Genomic DNA, 23557 nt, shown 5'->3' with positions numbered 1-23557 from the left:
GAGTGGCGTGGTCACGGAACCTGATGGGGAATCTACCGGGCCTGGAGGCGCAGACCGGTCCGCAGGACGTCATCCGTGGACAGCCGACAGCGGTGTCGAGCGGCGGCTCGACGGATGCCCGGTGCCGGTCGCCCGCCGCGACGGCCTGCGGGCCGCAGGATCAGTGGCGCGGCAGCGTGTCGTCGACGTCGTCGGCGATCGCGGGGGCGTCGTCGACCTGCAGCACCACGACCGTGACGTTGTCACGTCCACCGGCGATGACGGCGTCCCCGACCAGGCGCTCGGCGAGCTCCTGCGGTTCGTCGACCTTCGCGGCGATCCGCGAGATCCCGACGTCGCCGATCTCCTTGGTCAGACCGTCCGAGCACACCACGTAGCGGTCGCCGGTGCGCAGCGGGATCGTCCACCAGTCCGGCTCCGGCGGCTCGCCGAAGCCGACGGCGCGCGTGATCACGTTGCTGTCGGGGTGGGACTCCGCGTCCTCGGCCCGCAGGACTCCGGCGTCCACCATCTCCTGCACGACGGAGTGGTCGATGGTGAGTCGCTTCAGCGGTGCGCCCGCTTCGCTGCGGTAGGTGCGCGAGTCACCGACGTTGAACACGAGCGCCGAGGGCTGTCCCTGGAGTGCGACGAGTGCCAGTCCGGTCACGGTCGTCCCGGCCCCGAGCGCGTTGCCACCGGCGGCACGCTCGATGTCGGCCGTGGCGAGCAGCAACGCCCGCTGGATGGTCTGGCGCGAGGCGAAGGGTTCGTCGGTGGAGTCGCCGAGGCGCCGGACGACGGCGTCCGACGCGCGGTCGCCGGCGAGGTGCCCGCCCATGCCGTCCGCGACCACGAAGTAGGGGGCGTCGACGATGTAGCTGTCCTCGTTGTGGTCACGACGACGTCCGACGTCGGTCGCCGCGCCCCAGGACAGGGTGAGCGTCGCACCGTTGCCATCGGGCAGGTCGATGGCGTGGGCGGAGGCAGCACGGCCGAGTTCGGTCACGGTTCAGGGTCGCTCTCTGGGGGGGTTCGGGACGGACCGGGGTGGACGGTGGAGACGGTCAGGGTCCGGACGACTCGCGGCCGCCCGGAGGGACGGACCGCAGGTACGGCGACAGCACCTCGATGGTGGCGCCGTCCCCGATGTCGACAACCGTACCGGTCAGCACGACCATCGAGGCGCCCGCGGGCATCCGGTGCGGCGGGGCGCCCGGGGCGCGGACGACCGTGCCGTTGGTCGCGTGCAGGTCGTCGATGACGGCGGTCGGTCCGGACGCGTGGAACCGCACGTGCGACGACGAGACCAGTCCGGTGGGCGAGGGAACCGTCACGAGTTCCGGGACGGGACCCTGGACGACCCGGGGCAGTCCGGGGCGGCGGCCGACGACGACCGGGTGGTCCAACCGGATGGTGCGCGTGCCGATCCGGATCGACGGGACCGGTGCCGGGAGGGCCCGCTCGACGTCGGGCGTGGATGACGCCGATGACGCCGGAGACGCCGGGGCCGCCGCGGCCGCCGGAGCCCGGTGTCGCCCGGCACCGAGCACGGTGTCGTCGAGCCCGTCGTCCGGACGATCGGGGTCGAACGCCCCGGAGCCGGACGAAACCGAGCCGGACGACCCAGATCCGAACGAGCCCGAGCCGGACGAGCCCGAGTCGAGCCCCCGTGTCCCTGCCGCACGCAGCACGGTGTCGTCGAGCTGGTCCTCGTCGTCCTGCACGTGCGGCTCCTTCCGTCGGCACCACAACCGTAGACGATGCGGTGCACCCGATCTCAGCCACGCCACGCCGGTCTGACGTGCACCCCGCAACTCCGGAGCACCAGGCGGGCCAGGGGGTCGTCGTCGCGGAGGTCGAGCGCGTACCGCGCACGGGTCGCGGCACGGAGCTCGGAGCCGAGCGCCCAGGCACACCACGCGCCGAGTCCGAGTGCACCGCTGACGCCGACCACGGACTGTCCCGAGTCATCCGTCTGCGACCAGCGGCGCCACGCCTCGACGCACCGGTCCCCCGCACGGCGCACGCGGTCACGGTCCGGGGCGGGGCCGCGACCGAGGAGCGCCGGTGGCATCGGCTCGGTGAACGGATCGTGTCCGGTGATGCCGATCGGCTCGTCGGCATCGGGGTCGGCCAGGAACGCGAGCAGGGCGAGCCGTGTCGACAGCGCGGCGCACGCCGTGGTGATCGCCACCCCGCCGGCCACCGTCAGTGGGCCGGGTGCGACGAGTGCGCGCGCTCCCGCGGGCAGGGTGATCGCGGCGGCGATCTCGTGGCTGTACCGGATGAAGGCGGCCGGAGCGGCCGGCGGGAGGACGGTTGCGTCGCTGGTTCTCATGCCGATGAGCCTGACGCGGGACGTGCCTCCCGGGAGTGCGCCCGTCGTGATCGGTGGAGGGACCGCCGCGCCGAACCCGCTGTGCAGGACGGGTCCGGGGCCGGACCGGGACGGTCCGCGACCGCCGGTGCGCGGCACGGCCGTGAGCCGGTCAGACCGACACGGGCTCGAGGCTCTCGGCGACGAGGTCCCAGCCGTCCCCGACCGGTTCGACGACGACCCCGTGCGCAGCTGCCCAAGCGGTCAGTTCCGCCATCGAGGACACCGCCGCCCCGGTCCGCGCGAGCAGCGAGACCAGCCGGCCCTTGGCCGTCTTGTTCCAGTGGTTCAGGGCCTTGCGGCGTCCGTCCCCGCCGACGCTGACCACGCGCAGCGGTACGGCGTCCGGCACCGGCCCCAGGGACCGGTAGCCCTCGGAGCGGAGGTCGAGGACCAACCCGGGCGCACGGGCCGCCAGCGCGGCTCCGGCCGGAGCGGGCCAGTGCGACGCGAGCCGGACACCGGGCAGCCGGGAGTCGTGCGACAGGCGGTACGCCGGGATCAGGTCGCCGGCGCCGATGGGCCCGAACATCGCGGACTGCACGATCACGTGCCGGTCCCACCAGGCACGCGTCGACGCGTCCGCGGCCGGAGCGTCCAGCGGGTCGTAGAGCACCCCGGTGTAGCGCTCGATCGCGGGCATCGTCGGGCTGGTCTCGAGGACCAGGTTGCGGAGTCGCTCCGCGATCGACTTCGGGCCGAGCTTCAACGCCGTCCGTGCAGAGGTCTCCTCGGAACTGACGGAGCGGGCCGCGGTGATCACCGCGGCCCGCTCTGTGGCCAGTTCCGGGAACGAGAGCCCACCCAGGTCGAGGGTGCGCTCCGTGTCCCCGCCCTCCCGCTTCGTCTCGGACGGCGGGAGGAGGACGGTCAGTCCGGTCAGGACGCCAGCGCGGCCTGCCGCGCCACGATCGTGACCGTGTCGTGCTCGACGGAGAGGAAGCCGTCCTCGGCGTCGACGGCGACGGTGGAGCCGTCGGCCCGCGTGATGCGGACCTGACCCTGCGCGAGGATCGCGAGCATCGGCTCGTGTCCCGCGAGGATGCCGATCTGGCCCTCCGTCGTCCGTGCGACGACCATGGTGGTGTCGCCCGACCAGACCTCGCGGTCAGCCGAGACGACGCTCACGGTGAGACCCGCCATGTCAGCGGTTCTCCTTCTGGATCTGAGCCCACTTCTCTTCCACGTCGTTGATGCCACCGACGTTGAAGAACGCCTGCGTCGCAACGTGGTCGAACTCGCCGTCGGCGATGGCGCGGAAGGACTCGATGGTGTCCTTGAGGGGCACCGTGGAGCCCTCGACACCGGTGAACTTCTTCGCCATGTAGGTGTTCTGGGACAGGAACTGCTGGATGCGACGAGCGCGCTCCACCGTGATCTTGTCCTCTTCGGAGAGCTCGTCGACACCGAGGATGGCGATGATCTCCTGCAGTTCCTTGTTCTTCTGGAGGATCTGCTTGACGCGCGTGGCCGTCTCGTAGTGGTCGGCGCCCAGGTACCGGGGGTCCATGATCCGCGACGTGGAGGTCAGCGGGTCGATGGCCGGGTACAGACCCTGCGACGCGATCTCGCGAGAGAGCTCGGTCGTGGCGTCGAGGTGCGCGAACGTGGTCGCCGGAGCCGGGTCGGTGTAGTCGTCGGCCGGGACGTAGATCGCCTGCAGCGAGGTGATCGAGTGGCCACGCGTCGAGGTGATGCGCTCCTGGAGCACACCCATCTCGTCGGCGAGGTTCGGCTGGTAGCCCACCGCGGACGGCATGCGCCCGAGCAGCGTCGAGACCTCGGAGCCGGCCTGCGTGAAGCGGAAGATGTTGTCGATGAAGAGCAGGACGTCCTGCTTCTGCACGTCGCGGAAGTACTCCGCCATCGTCAGCGCCGACAGGGCCACGCGGAGGCGCGTCCCCGGCGGCTCGTCCATCTGGCCGAACACGAGGGCCGTCTTGTCGAAGACCCCCGCCTCTTCCATCTCACCGATGAGGTCGTTGCCCTCACGGGTGCGCTCACCGACACCGGCGAACACCGACACACCGCCGTGGTCCTGCGCGACGCGCTGGATCATCTCCTGGATGAGGACGGTCTTGCCGACGCCCGCACCACCGAAGAGGCCGATCTTGCCACCCTGCACGTACGGGGTGAGGAGGTCGATCGACTTGATGCCGGTCTCGAACATCGAGGTCTTGGACTCGAGCTGGTCGAAGGCCGGTGCCTTGCGGTGGATCGGCCAGCGCTCGGTGATCTCGAGCTTCTCGTCGGAGTTGAGCACGTTGCCGAGGACGTCGAAGACCTTGCCCTTGGTGACGTCGCCGACGGGGACCGAGATCGGGGCGCCCGAGTCACGGACTTCCTGACCACGGACGAGGCCGTCGGTCGGCTTCAGGGAGATGGCGCGGACGAGGTCGTCGCCGAGGTGCTGCGCGACCTCGAGGCCGATCTCCTGCGACGAGTCACCGATGGTGATGGTCGTGAACAGGAGGTTGTACATCTCCGGGATCGCGTCATGCGGGAACTCGATGTCGACGACGGGACCCGTGACACGGGCGATCCGGCCGACACCGGGCGCCGACGACGTCTCGACCGCGGTGGTTGCGGTGTCGGTCATGGCTGGTGCCTTCCTGGGGTGGGTGTCTGTCCGCGCACGCGGCGGACTACTTCTTCTTCGACGAGAGGGCGTCGGCGCCGCCGACGATCTCGGAGATCTGCTGCGTGATCTCAGCCTGTCGCGCGTTGTTCGCGAGACGGGTGAAGTCACGGATCAGGGAGTCGGCGTTGTCGCTTGCCGCCTTCATGGCCTTCTGACGGGCGGCGTGCTCGGAAGCAGCCGACTGCAGCATGGCGTTGAAGATGCGGCTCTCGATGTAGACCGGCAGCAGCGAGTCGAGCACTGCATCGGCGTCCGGCTCGAACTCGTACAGCGGCAGCGGCTCGTCGCCCGAGGGCTCGTCCACTCCGTCCACGACCTCGAGCGGCAGCAGGCGGACGACCTGCGGCTCCTGGGTGGCGAGGCTGAGGAACCGGTTGAAGACGATGTGGATCTCGTCCACGCCGCCCTCTGCGGTGTCCTGCAGGAACTTCGCCACGACGGCGTCGCCGATCTCCTTGGCGGTCGAGAACTCCGGCTGGTCGGTGTTGCCGACCCACTGCTGCTCCGACGCACGCTCACGGAACGCGAAGTACCCGACGGACTTGCGCCCGACCAGGTAGTACACGATGTCCTTGCCCTCGCTGCGGAGCAGGGAGGCGAGCTCCTCGCCCTGCTTGAGGACGTTGGTGCTGAACGCGCCGTTGAGCCCGCGGTCCGAGGTGAACAGCACCACGGCCGCGCGGGTCGACGTCGCCGGCTCGGTGGTCAGCACGTGGTCGACGTTCGAGAACGTCGCCACGGCGGACACGGCCCGGGTCACCGCACGGGAGTACGGACCGGACGCGGCCATGCGGGCTTGCGCCTTCTGGATCCGCGACGCCGAGATCAGCTCCATGGCGCGCGTGACCTTCTTCGTGGTCTTCGCGGACTTGATCCGCTGACGGTAGACCCGGACCTGCGCTGCCATCTAGCGACGACCCTTGACGATCTGCTCCTGGTCAACGTCCTCGGAGTCCGCGGCGTCGAACTGCTCCGAGCCGAGCGTCTTGCCGTCGCTCGTCTGGAAGCTCTTCGTGAACTCGTCGATCTCATTGGACATCGCCGCGACGGTGTCGTCGCTGAGCTGGTTCGTCTCGCGGAGGGTCGTGAGCACGTCGGAGTTGCGACGCAGGTGGTCGAGCAGCTCGGACTCGAAGCGCAGCACGTCCGGCACGGGGACCGTGTCGAGCTTGCCGTTGGTGCCGGCCCAGATCGAGACGACCTGCTCCTCCACCGGGTACGGCGAGTACTGCGGCTGCTTGAGCAGCTCGGTCAGACGCGCACCACGGTCGAGCTGACGACGCGATGCCTGGTCGAGGTCGGACGCGAACATCGCGAAGGCCTCGAGCGAGCGGTACTGCGCCAGCTCGAGCTTCAGCGTGCCGGAGACCTTCTTGATCGACTTCACCTGGGCGTCACCACCGACGCGGGACACCGAGATGCCCACGTCGACGGCCGGACGCTGGTTCGCGTTGAAGAGGTCCGACTGCAGGAAGATCTGGCCGTCGGTGATCGAGATCACGTTGGTCGGGATGTACGCCGAGACGTCGTTCGCCTTGGTCTCGATGATCGGGAGGCCCGTCATCGAACCGGCGCCGAGCTCGTCGGACAGCTTCGCGCAACGCTCCAGCAGACGGGAGTGCAGGTAGAAGACGTCGCCCGGGTAGGCCTCGCGTCCCGGCGGACGACGCAGGAGGAGCGACACCGCACGGTAGGCCTCGGCCTGCTTCGACAGGTCGTCGAACACGATGAGGACGTGCTTGCCCTGGTACATCCAGTGCTGGCCGATGGCCGAACCGGTGTAGGGGGCGAGGTACTTGAAGCCGGCCGGGTCGGAGGCCGGGGCCGCGACGATGGTCGTGTACTCCATCGCGCCGGCGTCCTCGAGCGCACCCTTGACGGAGGCGATCGTGGAGCCCTTCTGGCCGATGGCGACGTAGATGCAGCGGACCTGCTTGTTCTCGTCGCCCGAGTCCCAGTTGGCCTTCTGGTTGATGATCGTGTCGATCGCGATGGCCGTCTTGCCGGTCTGGCGGTCACCGATGATCAGCTGACGCTGGCCACGACCGACGGGGATCATCGCGTCGATCGCCTTGATGCCGGTCTGCATCGGCTCGTGGACCGACTTGCGGGACATGACGCCCGGCGCCTGCAGCTCGAGGGCACGACGGCCCTCGGCAGCGATCTCGCCGAGACCGTCGATCGGAGCGCCGAGCGGGTCGACGACCCGGCCGAGGAACGCGTCGCCGACCGGGGCGGAGAGGACTTCACCCGTGCGGGTGACTTCCTGGCCCTCTTCGACGCCGGAGAACTCGCCGAGCACGATGGCGCCGATCGAGTCCTCGTCGAGGTTCTGGGCGAGGCCGAGCGTGCCGTCCGCGAAGCGGATGAGCTCGTTGGCCATGACGCCGGGGAGGCCTTCGACGTGGGCGATGCCGTCACCGGCGTCGGTGACGTGCCCGACCTCGGCCGTGGAGGCCTTCGTCGGCTCGTAGTTCGAGACGAAGTCCTTCAGGGCATCACGGATCTCATCGGGGCTGATGGTGATGTCTGCCATGGGATTTTCCTTGTAGGTTTCCGGGGCCCTGCGGCTCCGAGAGGGGTGATGCTGCCGGGCGGGGCAGTTCCCGTTGTGGACTTGGAGGGACGAGTCCGACCGTACGCTCAGCCGGCGAGCTGCAGACGGAGGTCTGCGAGCCGCGTCGCGACGGTGCCGTCGATGACGTCGCCGCCGACCTGCACGCGGACCCCGCCGATGACCGAGGGGTCGACGACGCGGTTCACGGTGATGTCCCGTCCGTAACGCTGCGCGATCCCCCGGGCGACACGCGCCGCCTGGTCGTCGGACAGCGGCGTCGCCGTGATGACCGTGGCGACGAGCTTGTCCGCCTGGTCTGCGACGATCCGGGAGGCGTCACGCACGATCTCGCCGATGCGGCGGCCACGGGGCTGCTGCACGAGGTTCGACACGATGGTGATCGTCTGCTGCGACACCTTGCCGGCCAGCAGACGCTCCGCGAGGGAGCCCTTCTGGTCGGCGCTGCCGAGCTTGGTCCCGAGCGCGAGCTCGAGTCCGGCGTCCGAACGCACTGCGGTCTCGAAGGCGAACAGTTCGGCCTCGATCGAGGTCGACTGGTCGGCCGTCGCGGCCACGGCACGCACTGCTGCGTCCTCGATGCCGGCGAGCAGGTCACCCTGCGACGACCAGCGCGATCCGGCCACGGCGGCCAGGACGGCGCGCGTGGCGTCGCTCTGCCCGGCGAAGACGCGGTCGATGAGGACCTTCTTGCCAGCGGTGTCGGCGGTCGGGTCGGCGAGCAGGTTGAGCAGCTGCGGCGCCCGGGCGATCGCTCGCCCGGAGGCGAAGATCTGTGCTCCGACGCCCAGGTCGACGGCACCGCCGAGTTCGGCGAGCACCGCCTTGGTGGACGTCATCGCTTCGCGGGTGGCGCTGCGCATGCTCAGTGCTCCGTTCCGGCCGCCGTCTGGGCACCCTGCGACGACTCGAGGTCGGCGAGGAAGCGGTCGACGACGGCGGTCGCCTTGGCGTCGTCCTGGAGGGACTCGCCGATGACACCCGACGCGAGGCCGAGTGCGAGCGTGCCGACCTCGGAGCGGAGCGACTGGAGCGCGCTCTGGCGCTCTGCCTCGATCTGCGCCTGGGCGTTCGCGGTGATGCGTGCGGCGTCGGCGCTGGCCTGCTCGCGAACCTCGTTGCCGATCGCGGTGGCGTCGGCACGGGCCTGCTCACGGATGCGCGATGCCTCGGCACGCGCATCAGCCAGCTGCTTGTTGTACTCGTCGAGCGCAGCAGCGGCCTGCTCCTGGGCGGCTTCGGCCTTCTTGATGCCGCCTTCGATGGCCTCGGTGCGCTCATCGAGCATCTTCGTGATCCGCGGCGTGACGACACGCCACATCACGATGAAGATGATGACGAAGGCCACCGCGGACCACACGATGTCGTACACCGGTGGGATCAGCGGATTGTGGGTCTCCTCCGCCGCGATGATGAGTGCAGTCTGCATCGAAGAGCCTTACGCGGTGAAGATGAAGTACGTCGCGATGCCGATGAAGGCAAGGGCCTCGGTGAAGGCGATACCGATGTACATGAGGGTGGTGAGGCGACCCTGGAGTTCGGGCTGGCGGGCCACGGACTCGATGGTCTTGCCGACGACGATGCCGACGCCGATGGCCGGGCCGATCGCAGCGAGGCCGTAGCCAACCGTCGCGATGTTGCCGTTGATCTCCGCGAGAACGGTCGTTGCGTCCACGTGTTTTCCTTTCGAGGTGCGGGTCCGACGAGTGTCGGTCCCGTAGGGGGTCAGAAGGGTGTCAGTGCTCGTCAGCCAGCGCGAGCTGGATGTAGACGGCCGTCAGCAACATGAAGACGTACGCCTGGAGCAACCCGACGAGGACTTCGAAGAAGCTGAAGGCGATGCCGAACGCGAGCGTCCCGACACCGAACAACTTGAAGAGGCTCTCCGCGTCGAAGAAGAAGAACCACGTCGCCGAGAAGAACAGGACGAGGAGCAGGTGCCCCACGACCATGTTCATCAGCAGTCGCAGTGTCAGCGTGATCGGACGGAGCACGAAGGTGGAGACGAGCTCGATCGGCGTCACGATGATGTACAGCGGCCACGGGACCCCGGGCGGGAAGAGCGAGTTCCGGAGGAACGTGCCCGGGTGCTTGCGGAGGCCGGCGTAGATGAACGCGACGTAGGCGACGATCGCCAGGATCATCGGCATCGCGATGCGGCTGGTACCGGCGATGTTCATGAACGGGATGAGACCCGTGAGGTTCATGAACAGGACGCCGAAGAAGATCGTCGCGAGGAGCGGCAGGAAACGCTTGCCGTCCTTCTCACCCAGGTTGTCGAAGGTGTTCCGACGGACGACGTCGAAGGCGTACTCGATGAATGCCTGTCCACGATTGGGGACCAGCTTGAGCGCGCGGGTTCCGGCGAACGCGAAGACGAGGAGCACGGCCACCGCGAAGAAGCGGATGAGGACGATGCGGTCCATCTCGAACGCAGTACCGGCGAAGAAGATCGGGTCCGGGAAGAACTCGTTGATCGACGGACCGTGGAACTCGGCGGCCTTGCTGCTCCCCGCCGCGACGGGGTGACCCGCAGCGATGAGGGACAGGGGAAGAGCGTGGGATAGCAGCGCTGTCTCCTGTGTCGGGGCGCGCACGCATGGCACGCGGAGGTGGACTGATGTGGAGGCTTGCCCGTCCGAGCTCATGCTCCGGCAGCGGGCTCCAGAAGCCTATCAGGTGTGCGCGGCTTCTCGGGCTCTCAGGCTGCGGGGTCGCGATCCTCAGCGTCCGTCCGGTCTCCCGGCAGTTCGACGCCGATCGGCACGCGGGCCCGGGCGATGACCGTGACGTCGATCACGAGCGATCCGATGACACCGATGATGATCGCGATCGCCAGGACGGGCGTGTTCACCCAATCACGGTCCTTCAGCGCCACGAGCACCACGATGAACAGCACGAACTTCACCAGGAAGGTCCCCATGATCGTGCCGAAGAAGGCGCCGGAGATCATCTGACCGCCGGAGAACCGGATCGCCAGGAGCACGCTCACCGCGGTGAGGCCGCAGAACACGACGCTCATCACCGCGCCGATCAGCCCGCCGGTCAGGCCCGGGCCGCCGGCGACGAACCAGCCGACCACACCCCCGATGACGGCGAGGGCACCGGCGAGGACCGCACCCTGCAGGAGGATGCGGCGGAACACCGGCCGGACGTGGTCGAGGCCGTTCGGGGTGCTCACGAGGGGTCTCCAGAGATCGGGCGGGACGGGTGGCGGGCGTGCGGGTCGCGGACGGCCGCAGCGCGGTCGAGCGGGTCGAGGCTGGCGTCCACCGCTCCCCCGCGTCGGGCGGTCGTCTGCGCCGCGATCTCGACGCGCTTGCGGCCGAGCGGCGCGAAGGTGGCGATGGCGCAGACCGTGAAGCCGACCGCGACGAAGGCGGTGACCCACCACCAGTTGACGAAGAGGAAGAGCAGGCACCCGAAGGCGACCGTGGCCGTCCACGCGTAGAAGATCAGCACCGCGTGGAAGTGCGAGTGCCCCATGTCGAGCAGGCGGTGGTGCAGGTGCTTCCGGTCGGCCGAGAACGGCGACTTGCCGGCACTGACCCGGCGGACCACGGCGAGGGCGAAGTCCAGGATCGGCACGACCAGGATCGCGAACGGCAGCAGGATCGGGATGAACGCGGGCAGCAGGTCGGTGCGGGTGCGGACCGCCGCCGGGTCGATGTTGCCGGTGATCGACACGGCGCTGGTCGCCATGAGGAACCCGACGAGCAGCGCTCCCGCGTCCCCCATGAAGAGCTTCGCGGGGTGCCAGTTGAGCACGAGGAACCCGGCACACGCCCCGACGAGCACCGCGGTCAGCAGTGACGGCAGGTTGAAGAAGAACTCCGTCTCGACGACCACGCGGTTGATGAAGAACGTGTAGAGGAAGAACACCCCGCCGGCGATGATCGCGACGCCGGCGACCAGACCGTCCAGGCCGTCGATGAAGTTGACCGCGTTCATCACCAGGACGACGGCGAGCACGGTGAAGATCAGGCTCATGTAGGACGAGCCCACCCCGAGCGTGTTGCCGATCGGCAGCGACACGATCGCGACGCCCTGCCACGCGAGGATCCCCGCGGCGATGATCTGGCCCGCGAGCTTCGTCATCCAGTCGAGGTCCCAGATGTCGTCGGCGACGCCGAGCACCACGATGATCGTGGCTCCGGCCAACACCGCCAACACGCGCCCCGGTTCGGCGAAGACCAACCGGAAGTAGTCCTGCCCCGCGATGGCCGGGAAGAGGAACCACGCGCAGAGCAGGGAGACGATCACGCCGAGGAACATCGCGATCCCGCCGAGGCGCGGGGTCGGGGTGCGGTGCACGTCCCGTTCGCGGACCTTGGGGTACCACTTGTACTTGACGCCGAGCTTCCAGACGACGCAGCTGACCAGGAAGCTCACGACCGCCGAGATGACGCCGGCGAGCAGGTAGAACTTCACTGCACGAGGTCGTCCCCGACGACCCGCCTGATCTCGTCGTCGGAGATCACGCCGTGCCGCACGATCCGCAGGCCCTCGCCCGCGGCGAGGCCCGTCGCGTCGATGATCGTGGAGCCGGTCGAGGACGCGGTGCCCTCGTGCACGGGGATCGCTCCCCCGTCGAGGTAGACCGCGATGCTGTCGCCGAGCATCCGTTCGGCGTCGTCGATGTCCATGGCGGCCGGGTCGCCGGTCGAGTTCGCGGACGACACCGCGAGCGGTCCGACCTCCTGCAGGAGTTCGAGGGCGATGCGCGAGTCCGGCATCCGGAGCGCCACGGTGCCGCGCGTCTCGCCGAGGTCCCAGTCGAGGGACGGCTGGGCGCGGAGGATCACGGTGAGTCCGCCGGGCCAGAACTCGTCGACGAGACGCCGGACCTGCTCGGGGACCTCGCTGGCCAGGGCGTCCATCGTCGCCACGCCCGGGATGAGCACGGGGGGCGGCGACTGCCGCGTACGGCCCTTCGCGTCGAGGAGGCGCTGCACGGCCTGCGCGCTGAACGCGTCCGCGGCGACGCCGTACACGGTGTCGGTGGGGACGACGACGAGTTCACCGCGACCGAGGGCGGCTCGGGCGAGCCGCATCCCGGTGAGGAGCCCGTCGGGGTCGGAGCAGTCGTATCGGGAAGCCATGACCTGCACGATGATAGTGCGCGAGGATGGTGGGCATCGTGAACGAGACCGCTGCGCCCCCACTCCTGTTCCTCTTCGACATGGACGACGTCCTCGTCCGCTACGACTGGAAGACCCGCATGGCCGGGCTGTCCGAGCTGACGGGCCACGACTTCGTCGAGCTCCGTCGCCGCTGGTGGGACACGGGCAGCGAGCAGCTCGCCGAAGCGGGACACTTCCCCGACGGCGACGCGTACCTGGCCGCGTTCCAGCAGGCGATGGGCTGCACGGTCGACGAGGCCGAGTGGGCGCGCGTCCGCGGCGCCGCGATGACCGAGCTGCCCGACCGGGTCGAAGCGGTCCGGATCGCCAAGGAGCACGGTCGCGTGGCGCTCCTGACGAACAACGGACCCCTGGCCGGCCGCTGGCTGCACGAGTGGGTGCCGTCGCTGCCCCCGTTGTTCGGCGAGCACCTCGACACGTCGAGCAACTTCGGCGCCCGCAAGCCGGAGCAGGACGTCTTCCGTCGGGTGCTCGAGCACCACGGCGTCCCCGCGGAACGCACGTTCTTCGCCGACGACATGCCGGAGAACGTCGCCGGAGCACGCAGCATCGGCATCACGGCCGTCCTCGTCGAGCACGACACGGACTTGCGCGATGCGGTCCGGACGTTCGTCGCCGCCCACGAGACCGCATCCGTCCCGACGGTCGCGTAGGCGTCGGCCGGGAGGCACACCCCGGGTCCGCCTAGCGGGTCGCGGTGGTCGTGCGGTCGCGTCCGGTGAGGTCGACGTGCGTCTCCGGCGACCGGAAGCCACGTGCCGCCAGCACCGCCCGCACACCGGCCCCCTGCTGCTCGGCGTGCTCCACGACCAGGAGACCACCGGGGACGAGCAGCCGCCACGCGGTCTCGGTCAGGGCACGCACGGCGTCGAGGCCGTCCGGCCCGCCGTAGAGCGCGAGCGCGGGGTCGTGGTCACGGACCTCGGGGTCGATCGGCACCGCGTCGTCGGGGACGTACGGCGGGTTCGAGACGACGACCGACACCCGGCCGTCGAGCTCCGGGAACGCGTCGGCGAGGTCGCCCTCGACGAGTCGGACCGTGCCGCCGTGGGCGTCCACGTTGCGCCGGGTCCACGGCAGGGCCTCGGCTGACCGCTCGACGGCGTACACGACGGCGTTCGGCACCTCGGTGTCCATCGCGATGGCGATCGCGCCGCTGCCGGCACCGAGGTCGACCGCGATCGGCTCGGGGACCGCAGTCGCCCGGAGCGCGTCGATGCCGAACTGCACGACCGACTCGGTCTCGGGCCGCGGCACGAAGACACCGGGGCCGACGGCCAGGGTCAGCGCGCGGAAGTGGGCTTCGCCGGTGACGTGCTGCAGCGGCTCGCGGGTGACGCGCCGGGCCACCGCGTGCCGGAAGCGCTCGACGTGCTCGGCGGCGATCGCGCCTCCCGTCATCGCCCGGGCTTGCACGGCGCCACGGGACGTGTCGGTCGCCCAGGCGAGCAACAGCTCCGCGTCGACCTGCGGTGTGGGCACCCCGGCGGCGGCCAACGCCGCGGCCGCCTCACGGAGGAGGCGGTCCGCGGCGTACGTCGGCTGCGGCAGGTCCACGCCGGTCAGGCGTCCTGGTCGCCGATGGCGGCCAGTCGTGCCTCTTCGTCCGCCGTGATGGCGGACTGGATGACCGGCTCGAGCGCACCGTTCATGACGCGGTCGAGGTCGTAGGCCTTGTACCCGGTGCGGTGGTCCGCGATCCGGTTCTCCGGGAAGTTGTACGTGCGGATGCGCTCCGAACGGTCCATCCCACGGATCTGCGACTTCCGGGCGTCGGAGGCCAGTGCGTCGAGCTCCTCCTGCTGGCGCGCGAGGATGCGGGCGCGCAGGACGCGCATGCCCGCCTCGCGGTTCTGCAGCTGCGACTTCTCGTTCTGCATCGCGACCGTGATGCCCGTCGGGAGGTGCGTGATGCGCACCGCCGAGTCCGTCGTGTTGACGGACTGCCCGCCGGGACCGGAGGACCGGTACACGTCGATCTTCAGGTCGTTCTGGTTGATCTCGACCTCTTCGGGCTCGTCGACCTCGGGGAAGACGAGCACGCCGGTGGTCGAGGTGTGGATGCGACCCTGCGACTCGGTCTGCGGCACCCGCTGGACACGGTGCACACCGCCCTCGTACTTGAGGTGCGCCCACACGCCCTGGGACGGGTCGGTCGCGTTCGACTTGATCGCGACCTGGACGTCCTTGTAGCCGCCGAGGTCGGACTCGGTGCGCTCGAGGAGTTCGACCTTCCAGCCCTTGCCCTCGGCGTAGTGCGAGTACATCCGGAGCAGGTCGGCGGCGAACAACGCCGACTCCTCGCCGCCCTCGCCGCCCTTGATCTCCATGATCACGTCACGGCCGTCGTCCGGGTCGCGCGGGATGAGGAGCCGGCGGAGGCGCTCCTGGCGCTCCGTCCGCTGCTCCTCGAGCCCGGGGACCTCGTCCGCGAACGCCTCGTCCTCACGTGCGAGTTCCCGGGCGGCGGCGAGGTCGTCCCCCGCCGCCTGCCAGGCCTCGTACGCGGCCTTGATCTGGCTGAGTTCGGCGTACCGCCGGTTGACCTTCTTCGCACGGGCCGCGTCGGCGTGGAGCGCGGGGTCCGACAGCTGCTGCGTCAGTTCCTCGTGTTCCGCCAGCAGCCCCGCTACCGACTCGAACACGCGTTACTCCTGGTGGCCGTTGCCGTGGTGACCGTTGGTCGCCGGCACCGACTTCTGGATCTGGACCAGGAACTCGACGTTCGACTGCGTCTCCTTGAGGTTCCGCAGCACCACGTCGAGCGCCTGCTGCGGGTCGAGCCCGGCGAGGGCACGACGCAGACGCCACGTGATCGCGACCTCGTCGGCGGAGAGCAGCTGCTCCTCGCGACGGGTCCCGGAGGCGTTGATGTCGACGGCGGGGAAGATCCGCTTGTCGGCAAGGTGACGGTTGAGGCGGAGCTCCATGTTGCCGGTGCCCTTGAACTCCTCGAAGATCACCTCGTCCATCTTCGACCCGGTCTCGACGAGCGCCGTGGCGAGGATGGTCAGCGAGCCGCCGTTCTCGATGTTGCGCGCGGCGCCGAAGAAGCGCTTGACCGGGTACAGCGCAGCCGAGTCCACGCCACCGGAGAGCACGCGGCCCGACGGCGGGGTGGCCAGGTTGTACGCGCGGCCCAGACGGGTGATCGAGTCGAGCAGCACGACGACGTCGTGGCCGAGCTCGACCAGGCGCTTGGCACGCTCGATCGCGAGCTCGGCGACCGTGGTGTGGTCCTCGGCGGGACGGTCGAAGGTCGAGGCGATCACCTCGCCCTTCACCGTGCGCTGCATGTCGGTGACCTCTTCGGGACGCTCGTCCACCAGGACGACCATCAGGTGCGCCTCCGGGTTGTTCTTCGAGACGGCGTTCGCGATCGCCTGCAGGACGACGGTCTTGCCGGCCTTCGGCGGGGACACGATGAGGCCGCGCTGGCCCTTGCCGATCGGCGACACGAGGTCGATGATCCGCGTCGACAGCTTCGCCGGCTCGGTCTCGAGGCGCAGGCGCTCGTTCGGGTACAGCGGGGTGAGGTCCTGGAAGTCGACGCGGGCGGCGGCCTCGTCGGCGGTCTGGCCGTTGATCGTGTCGATCTTGACCAGGGCGTTGTACTTCTGCCGGCTCTGCTGCTCGTTGTCACGCGGCTGCTTGATCGCACCGACGACGGCGTCGCCCTTGCGCAGGTGGTACTTCTTCACCTGGCCGAGCGAGACGTAGACGTCCTCCGGCCCCGGCAGGTACCCCGTGGTGCGCACGAAGGCGTAGTTGTCGAGCACGTCGAGGATGCCGGCGATCGGGATGAGGACGTCGTCCTCGGTGACCTCGGGCTCGAACTCGTCGTTCTGGCCGCCGCGACCGCGCTTGCGGTCACGCTGCCGGCGGGTGCGGCCGTTCTCGGCCTCCTGCTCGGCGGCGCGCTGCTGCTCGCCGCGCTGCTGGTCCTGCTGCTTCTGGTCGCGCTGGGCGTCCTGCTGCTTCTGGTCGCGCTGCGCGTCGCGCTGGTCCTGCTGCTTCTGCTGCTGCTGGCCGTTCTGCTGCTTGCCGTTCTGCTGCTGCGCCGGCTTCTGCTCGGCCTCGGCCTGCTGCTGGGCGGGCTTCTGCTCGCCCTGGTCGGCCTGGTCGCCGTTCTGCCCGCGGCCACGACCGCGGCCACGGCTGCGACGGCCACGACGGGCCCCGCCCTCGGACTGGTCGCCCTGGTCGGACTGGTCGTTCTGCTGGCCCTCGTCCTGACGGGCGTCGTCCTGCTGGACCTCGTCGGGGACGACGTCCTGGTCGCCCTGCTCCGCGGCGTCCGCGGCCGGGACCTGGGTCTCGGCGGTGGCACCGCGGGACTCCTGGGCCTCGGACTGCTGGGCCTGGCGGTCACGACCGCGTCCGCGACGCTGGCCGCTCTGTGCCGCTTCCTGGGCGTCCTTCTCGGCGCGGACCTGGTCGAGGCCGGCGAGGAGGTCCTCGGTGCCGGTGTGCCCGGCGTTGGTGTGCGAGACCGCAGCGGTCGGCTCGGCGGTGACCGTGCCTCCCGAGCTGACACGGCGGTTGCGACGACCGCGCGGCGCGGTCTCGGCGGGTGCGTCGGCCGGGCTGACGGGAGTCTCTGCGACGGGTGCCTCGGCTGCCGGAGCGGCCTCCGGAGCCGGCGTGCCGGTGCCGGCGCCGTCGAGGGTCGGCGTGACGGAGGCGGGTGCCTCTGCCGGACGCTTGTCCTCGATCGATGCGATGAGGTCGCCCTTGCGGAGCTTCGAGAGCCCGGTGATGCCGAGGGACGAGGCGATGCGCTGGAGCTCCGGGAGACGGAGCGCGCGCAGGTCAGTGGGGATCTCCACCGAGGTGGAGGTGGTGACGTCGGTCACGATGCTGTTGTTCCTTCCGACCGCAGAACGCGGAGAGTTTCCACCGTTCCCGTGGCAGCGTGCAACGGCCGTCGTTCAGACGACGGACCGTGAACGGTGATCTGGCCAAGCACGATGATCTGGCCCGAGAACGGTGATCTGGAAAAAGTGCCCCACGCACCGGATCAAGCTGGCGGTCGACCGTGGATGGTCGAGGCCTGCGCGAGATCGGCTTCGAGCGTCGGGAGCGCTTTCACTGTAGCACCACCCAGATCGACGGCCAGCATGAGCGGACGCCAGGTGGATTCGGCGTGTCGCTCGACCAGTTCGGCGGCGTCGAGACGCTGCGCCGGGTCGCTGCCCATGACCAGGAGGCTCGGCCCGGCACCCGAGACGACGGCCGCCAGACCGTGCTGCCGCAGCAGGCCGATGAGGGCGTCCGTCTCCGGCATCGCGCTCGCCCGGTACGCCTGGTGCAGCCGGTCCTCGGTCGCCGCGAGCAGCAGCTCCGGGCTCTGGATGAGCGCCGCGACGAGCAGCGCTGATCGCGACACGTTGAACGCGGCGTCCTCGTGCGGGACCGTCATCGGCTGCAGGGACCGGGCGAGCTTCGTCGAGAGCGTCGACGTCGGGACGAAGACGACCGGCGAGACGCCGCGGTGCACGAGCAGCCGCTTGTGCGCCGGCCCGTCCGGGGTCATCCACGCGATGGTCAGGCCGCCGAACAGGGCCGGGGCGACGTTGTCCGGGTGCCCCTCCATCTCGGTGGCGAGGGTGAGCAGGGTGGCGGCGTCGAGGTCGACCACGCCCTCGAGCAGGCCTCGGGCAGCCATCAGGCCGGCGACGATCGCCGCTGCCGAGGAGCCCATGCCCCGGCCGTGCGGGATGGCGTTCGTGGCGTGCAGCTCGAGCCCCGGCTGCGCGATGCCGGCGTGCGCGAGGCCGTGCCGCACGGCTCGGACGACCAGGTTCGTGTCGTCCGTCGGGACCTCGCCGGCGCCGACACCGTCGATGGTCACGGTCGCGCCCGGCTCCGGCCGGACGCGGACGACGACCTCGTCGTAGAGCGACAGCGCGAGCCCGAGGGAGTCGAACCCCGGCCCCAGGTTCGCCGACGTGGCCGGGACGCGCACACGCACCGCCCGTCCGGCCGGTACAGCGTGCTGGGCGGTCATGCCCTCCCCCGGTCCGGACGAGCGGTCGGCGTTCACCGCGCGCTGACCAGTCCGAGCACGTCCGCGATCGCCGCGGTGTCGACGGGGACGCTCGTCGGCGTGACCTCGCCACCGTCCTCGGTGCGGAGCGCCCACTGCGGGTCCTTGAGGCCGTGACCGGTCACCGTGATGACGACGGTCGCGCCCTTCGGGATCACGCCGGCGTCGGAGCGCTCGAGGAGCCCGGCGACCCCGATGGCCGAGGCAGGCTCGACGAAGACGCCGACCTCGGCGGACAGCAGGTGGTGCGCCGCCAGGATCGCCTCGTCCGAGATCGCGCCGAAGTAGCCGTCGGTCTCGTCACGGGCCTCGAGCGCGTACTTCCACGACGCCGGGTTGCCGATGCGGATGGCGGACGCGATGGTCTCCGGGTGCCGGACGACCTCGCCGTGCACGATCGGGGCCGAGCCCGCGGCCTGGAAGCCGAACATGCGCGGCATCTTGGTGGAGCGGCCCGACGCGACGTCCTCGCGGTAGCCGCGGGAGTACGCCGTGTAGTTGCCGGCGTTGCCGACCGGCAGGAAGTGGAAGTCGGGCGCGTCTCCGAGGACGTCGACGACCTCGAACGCGGCGGTCTTCTGCCCCTCGATGCGGTCGTTGTTCACCGAGTTGACCAGGTGCACCGGGTAGTTGGCGGACAGGTCGCGCGCGATGTCCAGGCAGTCGTCGAAGTTGCCCTGCACCTGCAGCAGCTGGGCGTCGTGGGCGACGGCCTGGCTGAGCTTGCCCATCGCGATCTTGCCCTCGGGCACGAGGACCGCGGCGGTGATGCCGGCGTGCGTCGCGTACGCCGCGGCCGAGGCGCTGGTGTTGCCGGTCGAGGCGCAGATGACGGCCTTCGCGCCGTGCTCGACGGCCTTCGAGATCGCCATCGTCATGCCGCGGTCCTTGAAGGAACCGGTCGGGTTCATGCCCTCGTACTTCACGTACACCGTCGCGCCGGTGCGCTCGGAGAGCCGACGCGCCGGGATGAGCGGGGTCCCGCCCTCACCGAGCGTCACGATCGGGGTCGCGTCGGTCACGTCGAGTCGGTCGGCGTACTCGCGCAGGACTCCCTGCCACTGGTGGGCCATCAGGCTTCTCTCTCTGTCCGGTGGGGCGGTCTGGATCGGGTCGGTCGGTCTGGGTGGTGCGGGTGGTCGGTTCGGTGCCGGGAGGCGCGTGGTCGCGTCAGACGCCGACGAACCGCAGGACGCTGGTCACGTCCAGGACGACGTCTTCGCCCCGGAGTGCGGCGACGGTGTCGGCCAGGTCGGCTTCGCGCGCCAGGTGCGTGCCGATGACGAGCGTCGCGGTCCCCTCGGTGGCGCCCGTGGTGGTCTGCTCGACGGTCTCGACGCTGACGCCGTGGGCCGCGAGCACCCCGGCGACGGTCGAGAGCACACCGGGTGCGTCGGACACGTGCAGGGAGATCTGGTATCGGGTGCGGACGGTCCCGATCGGGAACACCGGCAGCGCCGACCGCGTCGACTCGGCGACACCCGGGCCGCCGATCACGTGCCGTCGGGCTGCGGACACCAGGTCGCCGAGGACCGCGGACGCCGTCTCGACCCCGCCGGCTCCGGCGCCGTAGAACATCAGGTCGCCGGCGGCCTCGGCCTCGACGAACACCGCGTTCTTCGCCCCGTGGACGCTGGCGAGCGGATGCGACTCCGGCACAAGGGCCGGGTACACGCGGGCACTGACGCCCTCGCGGCCGTCGGCGTCGGTGAGCCGCTCGCAGGTGGCGAGGATCTTCACGACGTAGCCGGCCTTGCGGGCGGCGCGGACCTGCTCGATCGTCACGGAGGTGATGCCCTCGCGGTGCACGGCGGCGAGCGGGACCGAGGTGTGGAACGCGATCGAGGCCAGGATCGCGGCCTTCTGCGCGGCGTCGTAGCCCTCGATGTCGGCGGTCGGGTCGGCCTCGGCGTACCCGAGCTCCGTCGCGGTGGCCAGCGCGTCGGCGAACGTGGCGCCCTCGCGGTCCATCAGGTCGAGGATGAAGTTGGTGGTGCCGTTGACGATGCCCATGATCCGCTCGATGCGGTCCCCGGCGAGCGAGTCGTGCAGCGGTCGGATGATCGGGATCGCGCCCGCGACGGCGGCCTCGTAGTAGAGCTGTGCGCCGACCTGCTCGGCAGCGGCGAAGAGCTCCGGACCGTGCGTGGCGAGCAGCGCCTTGTTGCCGGTGACGACGTCGGCGCCGGACTGCAGCGCCTGGAGCACGAGGGTGCGGGCGGGCTCGATGCCGCCGATGAGCTCGACGACGATGTCGGCTCCGAGGATGAGCGAACCGGCGTCCGTCGTGAACAGCTCGCGCGGCAGGTCGACGTCCCGCTGGGCGTCGACGTCGCGCACGGCGATCCCGACGAGTTCGAGGCCGGCACCGGCGCGCGTGGCGAGCTCCGGTCCGTGCTCGAGCAGGAGTCGTGCGACCTGGGAGCCGACCGAGCCGGCTCCGAGCAGTGCGACGCGGACGTTGCGGTATTCGATCATCTGGTGGGGGTCTCTCCGGGTCGGGTTCTCAGGCGTCCGTACCGGTGTCGGGTACCGGCACGACGCCCGTGTCGCGGGCGAGGAGGTCGTCGACGCTCTCGCCCCGCACGAGGATACGGGCTGCCCCGTCGGCGACCGCGACGACCGGCGGGCGGCCGACGTGGTTGTAGTTGCTCGCCAGGCTCCAGCAGTAGGCGCCGGTCGCGGCCACGGCGAGCAGGTCGTCACGGTGCACGTCACCGGGCAGGTACTCGTCGTGGACGACGACGTCACCGCTCTCGCAGTGCTTGCCGACCACGCGCGTGAGCACCGGGTCGGCGTCCGAGGTCCGGGCGAGCCGTGCCGTGTAGTCGGCGCCGTAGAGCGCCGGCCGGACGTTGTCGCTCATCCCGCCGTCGACCGACACGTACGTCCGCGTCGCCGCGGTGCCGTCCTCGGCGTCCACCGCGACGGGCTTGATCGTGCCGACGCGGTACAGCGTGATGCCGGGCGGGCCGACGATGTAGCGGCCGGGCTCGACCGCGATCTCGGGCACCGGGATGCCCCGCGACGAGCACTCGTCGGCGATGATCGCAGCGAGGGCGTCGGCGACGTCCTCCGGCGCGAGGGCGGAGTCGGACTCCGTGTAGTCGATGCCCCACCCGCCGCCGAGGTTCAGCTCCGGCACCGGGCCGGATCCGACGAGCGTCGCGTGCACGTCCATCAGCCGACGTGCCGCCTCGCGGAACCCGCTGTCGTCGAAGATCTGCGAGCCGATGTGCGAGTGCAGCCCCACGAAGGCGAGCGACGGTTCGGCGCGGACAGCGGTCGCGGCCTGGACCGCCTCGGACAGCGGGATGCCGAACTTCTGGTCCTCGCGAGCGGTCGCCAGGAACTCGTGCGTCGAGGCGTGCACCCCGCTGTTGATCCGGATGCGCACCCGCTGCGTGACCCCGGCGTCGGCGGCGATCCGGGCGACGCGACCGATCTCCTCGTGGCTGTCGAGGACGATCGTGCCGAGGCCGACCGCGACGGCGCGCTCGATCTCGGCGTCGGACTTGTCGTTGCCGTGGAAGCCCATCAGTGCCGGGTCGACGCCCGCCGCCAGTCCGACGGCGAGTTCGCCCATCGTGCAGACGTCGAGGCGGAGGTCTGCGGCGGCCATCCACCGGGCGACGTGCGTCGTCCAGAAGGCCTTCGCGGCGTAGTAGACGTGCGCCCGCGTGCCGATCCGGGCGAACGCATCGGTGAAGGCGTCCCGCACGCGGACGGCACGCGACTGCACGTCACGCTCGTCGACGACGTAGAGCGGAGAGCCGAAGCGGGCGACGAGGTCGTCGGCGGCGACCCCGCCGATCGCGAGCATGCCCTCGTCGGTGCGCGTCGCGGACGCGGGCCAGATCCGGGCCATCAGCTCGGAGGCGTCCGCCGGGAACCGCAGTCGCGGCGGTGCAAGGGGGTTCTCGCTCACGGGACCCGATCCTATCCGGCCGTGCAGTCCCTCCCGGCCATGTGACGCCGCCTGTGGACGGGCGCCGGACGCAGCACGACGCTGCCCGCTCAGCAGCGGCCGGTGGTGCGCAGACCCGCCTCGCTGAGGGGCAGTTCGTCGGCCGTGATCCGGACCGTCGCCGCCGCCGAGGTCACCCGGAGCGAGCGGACACGGAGCTGCTCCGGCAGGAACTGCGCCGTGCACACCGGCACCGGCACGTCCGAGACGCCGGGGATGTCGTCGACCTTCAGCCCGAGCGAGGAGTTCGTGATCCGGACCGTCTTCGGCGTGATCGTGACCCCGCGGCCGTCGGACTGCACCGAGACCGACCCGTCCGCCGCGTAGCCGATCCGGAAGCCGAGCACCGACGCGCTCCCCCGCAACTCCACCCCGCCGTCGATCAGACGGACCCGCTCGAACAGCGGCGAGTACTTCGCCAGGTCCTTCACCGCGCCGGACGCCAACCGGACCGTGCCGTCGACGTCGTGCACCGCACCCTTGCCGTCCACCGGCAGGTCGTGCGCGGTGACGTCGGCGGCGAGCGGGATGCCCTCCACCGTCAGCCGGTCCGAGGTGATCCGGACGTCGTCGAGCGTGCCACGGAGCAGCTGCGGGATCACGACACCCGGCACGTGCGCGTCGACCGTGCCCGTCGTGCCGTCCGGCAGCGACTGCTCGACCTGCGACGCGACCGTCCGGTCGACGACACCGCGGAGCACGAACTCCGCCACGACGACGAGCACGGCGAGCACCACGAGGACGACGACCAGGACGATCGCGACCGTGCGCCCGCGCCACTTCCGGCGTCGACCCGCTGCCGGAGCTGCTGCGGACGACACC

General features: G+C 70.4%; 24 protein-coding genes. 1 reads left to right on the top strand and 23 read right to left on the bottom strand.

Annotated elements, in window-relative coordinates; all coding sequences use genetic code 11:
* Positions 1-160 precede the first annotated feature (160 nt).
* The 15 genes from E9228_RS01170 to E9228_RS01100 all read right to left on the bottom strand — a co-directional run bounded on the left by E9228_RS01170 (position 161) and on the right by E9228_RS01100 (position 12677).
* Positions 161-988, bottom strand: coding sequence for a PP2C family protein-serine/threonine phosphatase (locus E9228_RS01170; protein ID WP_341849723.1), 828 nt, complete (start codon positions 986-988; stop codon positions 161-163).
* Between the two features lie 58 nt (positions 989-1046).
* Entirely contained in the window at positions 1047-1706 is a 660-nt protein-coding gene (locus tag E9228_RS01165; protein WP_166778795.1) for an FHA domain-containing protein, read from the bottom strand.
* 53 nt (positions 1707-1759) lie between these two features.
* Entirely contained in the window at positions 1760-2320 is a 561-nt protein-coding gene (locus E9228_RS01160) for a hypothetical protein (RefSeq protein WP_166778794.1), read from the bottom strand.
* Positions 2321-2471: 151 nt separating this feature from the next.
* The gene (locus E9228_RS01155; protein ID WP_166779340.1) at positions 2472-3233 is read right to left on the bottom strand and encodes a YaaA family protein; all 762 of its coding nucleotides are present in this window, start codon (positions 3231-3233) and stop codon (positions 2472-2474) included.
* 5 nt (positions 3234-3238) lie between these two features.
* Positions 3239-3502: a F0F1 ATP synthase subunit epsilon gene (locus E9228_RS01150; protein ID WP_110902146.1), complete on the bottom strand. Its 264-nt coding sequence runs from the start codon at positions 3500-3502 to the stop codon at positions 3239-3241.
* Position 3503: 1 nt separating this feature from the next.
* Entirely contained in the window at positions 3504-4958 is a 1455-nt protein-coding gene (gene atpD, locus E9228_RS01145; protein ID WP_123653602.1) for a F0F1 ATP synthase subunit beta, read from the bottom strand.
* A 46-nt stretch (positions 4959-5004) separates the two neighbouring features.
* Positions 5005-5907, bottom strand: coding sequence for a F0F1 ATP synthase subunit gamma (locus E9228_RS01140; protein ID WP_166778793.1), 903 nt, complete (start codon positions 5905-5907; stop codon positions 5005-5007).
* Positions 5908-7536 carry a F0F1 ATP synthase subunit alpha gene (atpA, locus tag E9228_RS01135; RefSeq protein WP_166778792.1) on the bottom strand — a complete coding sequence of 543 codons (1629 nt, stop codon included), beginning with the start codon at positions 7534-7536 and terminating at the stop codon, positions 5908-5910.
* Between the two features lie 107 nt (positions 7537-7643).
* Positions 7644-8438 carry a F0F1 ATP synthase subunit delta gene (locus E9228_RS01130; protein ID WP_166778791.1) on the bottom strand — a complete coding sequence of 265 codons (795 nt, stop codon included), beginning with the start codon at positions 8436-8438 and terminating at the stop codon, positions 7644-7646.
* Between the two features lie 2 nt (positions 8439-8440).
* Entirely contained in the window at positions 8441-9004 is a 564-nt protein-coding gene (locus tag E9228_RS01125) for a F0F1 ATP synthase subunit B (RefSeq protein WP_111043792.1), read from the bottom strand.
* Between the two features lie 9 nt (positions 9005-9013).
* Positions 9014-9250 (bottom strand): ATP synthase F0 subunit C, encoded by a 237-nt coding sequence (gene atpE, locus E9228_RS01120; protein ID WP_058729232.1) that lies wholly within the window; start codon positions 9248-9250, stop codon positions 9014-9016.
* 61 nt (positions 9251-9311) lie between these two features.
* The gene (gene atpB / locus E9228_RS01115) at positions 9312-10172 is read right to left on the bottom strand and encodes a F0F1 ATP synthase subunit A (RefSeq protein ID WP_341849722.1); all 861 of its coding nucleotides are present in this window, start codon (positions 10170-10172) and stop codon (positions 9312-9314) included.
* A gap of 104 nt (positions 10173-10276) precedes the next feature.
* Positions 10277-10756, bottom strand: coding sequence for a Cg1360 family ATP-synthase-associated protein (locus E9228_RS01110; RefSeq protein ID WP_166778790.1), 480 nt, complete (start codon positions 10754-10756; stop codon positions 10277-10279).
* Positions 10753-12006, bottom strand: coding sequence for an MraY family glycosyltransferase (locus E9228_RS01105; RefSeq protein WP_166778789.1), 1254 nt, complete (start codon positions 12004-12006; stop codon positions 10753-10755). Before E9228_RS01105 ends, E9228_RS01110 begins: the two co-directional genes overlap by 4 nt.
* Positions 12003-12677 carry an L-threonylcarbamoyladenylate synthase gene (locus E9228_RS01100; protein WP_166778788.1) on the bottom strand — a complete coding sequence of 225 codons (675 nt, stop codon included), beginning with the start codon at positions 12675-12677 and terminating at the stop codon, positions 12003-12005. Before E9228_RS01100 ends, E9228_RS01105 begins: the two co-directional genes overlap by 4 nt.
* Positions 12678-12715: 38 nt before the next feature.
* On the opposite strand from E9228_RS01100, the gene E9228_RS01095 reads away from it, so the two are divergent.
* Complete coding sequence (locus E9228_RS01095; RefSeq protein WP_341849721.1) at positions 12716-13372, top strand: HAD family hydrolase; 657 nt, start codon at positions 12716-12718, stop codon at positions 13370-13372.
* A gap of 31 nt (positions 13373-13403) precedes the next feature.
* Here E9228_RS01095 and prmC read toward each other — a convergent pair whose 3' ends face one another.
* The 8 genes from prmC to E9228_RS01055 all read right to left on the bottom strand — a co-directional run bounded on the left by prmC (position 13404) and on the right by E9228_RS01055 (position 23556).
* Positions 13404-14285 (bottom strand): peptide chain release factor N(5)-glutamine methyltransferase, encoded by an 882-nt coding sequence (gene prmC, locus E9228_RS01090; RefSeq protein ID WP_425248365.1) that lies wholly within the window; start codon positions 14283-14285, stop codon positions 13404-13406.
* A complete protein-coding gene (gene prfA, locus E9228_RS01085) occupies positions 14282-15364 on the bottom strand; it encodes a peptide chain release factor 1 (protein ID WP_166778785.1) in 1083 nt (360 codons plus the stop codon). The genes prmC and prfA overlap by 4 nt, the downstream gene beginning before the upstream one ends.
* A 3-nt stretch (positions 15365-15367) precedes the next feature.
* On the bottom strand, positions 15368-17575 hold the full coding sequence (gene rho / locus E9228_RS01080) for a transcription termination factor Rho (protein ID WP_166778784.1): 2208 nt from the start codon (positions 17573-17575) through the stop codon (positions 15368-15370).
* Positions 17576-17739: 164 nt separating this feature from the next.
* Positions 17740-18729 (bottom strand): homoserine kinase, encoded by a 990-nt coding sequence (gene thrB, locus E9228_RS01075; protein ID WP_166778783.1) that lies wholly within the window; start codon positions 18727-18729, stop codon positions 17740-17742.
* A gap of 32 nt (positions 18730-18761) precedes the next feature.
* Positions 18762-19841, bottom strand: coding sequence for a threonine synthase (thrC, locus tag E9228_RS01070; RefSeq protein ID WP_166778782.1), 1080 nt, complete (start codon positions 19839-19841; stop codon positions 18762-18764).
* 97 nt (positions 19842-19938) lie between these two features.
* Positions 19939-21246, bottom strand: a complete 1308-nt coding sequence (locus tag E9228_RS01065) for a homoserine dehydrogenase (RefSeq protein ID WP_166778781.1) — start codon at positions 21244-21246, stop codon at positions 19939-19941.
* Between the two features lie 28 nt (positions 21247-21274).
* Entirely contained in the window at positions 21275-22696 is a 1422-nt protein-coding gene (gene lysA / locus E9228_RS01060; protein ID WP_166778780.1) for a diaminopimelate decarboxylase, read from the bottom strand.
* Positions 22697-22785: 89 nt separating this feature from the next.
* On the bottom strand, positions 22786-23556 hold the full coding sequence (locus tag E9228_RS01055) for an LmeA family phospholipid-binding protein (protein WP_166778779.1): 771 nt from the start codon (positions 23554-23556) through the stop codon (positions 22786-22788).
* Position 23557: the final 1 nt, after the last annotated feature.

The sequence above is a fragment of the Curtobacterium salicis genome, assembly GCF_011759505.1.
In the GTDB taxonomy this organism is placed as follows: domain Bacteria; phylum Actinomycetota; class Actinomycetes; order Actinomycetales; family Microbacteriaceae; genus Curtobacterium; species Curtobacterium salicis.
The sequence above is the reverse complement of the archived record's forward strand: the minus strand, read 5'-3'. Positions and strand labels throughout refer to the sequence as shown.

Bases quoted from the DNA above. Each gene is read 5' to 3' on its own strand.
- thrB (WP_166778783.1), bottom strand. From the start codon at position 18,729: ATGACCGCCCAGCACGCTGTACCGGCCGGACGGGCGGTGCGTGTGCGC.
- E9228_RS01130 (WP_166778791.1), bottom strand. From the start codon at position 8,438: ATGCGCAGCGCCACCCGCGAAGCGATGACGTCCACCAAGGCGGTGCTC.
- E9228_RS01150 (WP_110902146.1), bottom strand. From the start codon at position 3,502: ATGGCGGGTCTCACCGTGAGCGTCGTCTCGGCTGACCGCGAGGTCTGG.
- atpA (WP_166778792.1), bottom strand. From the start codon at position 7,536: ATGGCAGACATCACCATCAGCCCCGATGAGATCCGTGATGCCCTGAAG.
- E9228_RS01125 (WP_111043792.1), bottom strand. From the start codon at position 9,004: ATGCAGACTGCACTCATCATCGCGGCGGAGGAGACCCACAATCCGCTG.
- thrC (WP_166778782.1), bottom strand. From the start codon at position 19,841: ATGGCCCACCAGTGGCAGGGAGTCCTGCGCGAGTACGCCGACCGACTC.
- atpD (WP_123653602.1), bottom strand. From the start codon at position 4,958: ATGACCGACACCGCAACCACCGCGGTCGAGACGTCGTCGGCGCCCGGT.
- E9228_RS01140 (WP_166778793.1), bottom strand. From the start codon at position 5,907: ATGGCAGCGCAGGTCCGGGTCTACCGTCAGCGGATCAAGTCCGCGAAG.
- E9228_RS01100 (WP_166778788.1), bottom strand. From the start codon at position 12,677: ATGGCTTCCCGATACGACTGCTCCGACCCCGACGGGCTCCTCACCGGG.
- E9228_RS01065 (WP_166778781.1), bottom strand. From the start codon at position 21,246: ATGATCGAATACCGCAACGTCCGCGTCGCACTGCTCGGAGCCGGCTCG.
- E9228_RS01160 (WP_166778794.1), bottom strand. From the start codon at position 2,320: ATGAGAACCAGCGACGCAACCGTCCTCCCGCCGGCCGCTCCGGCCGCC.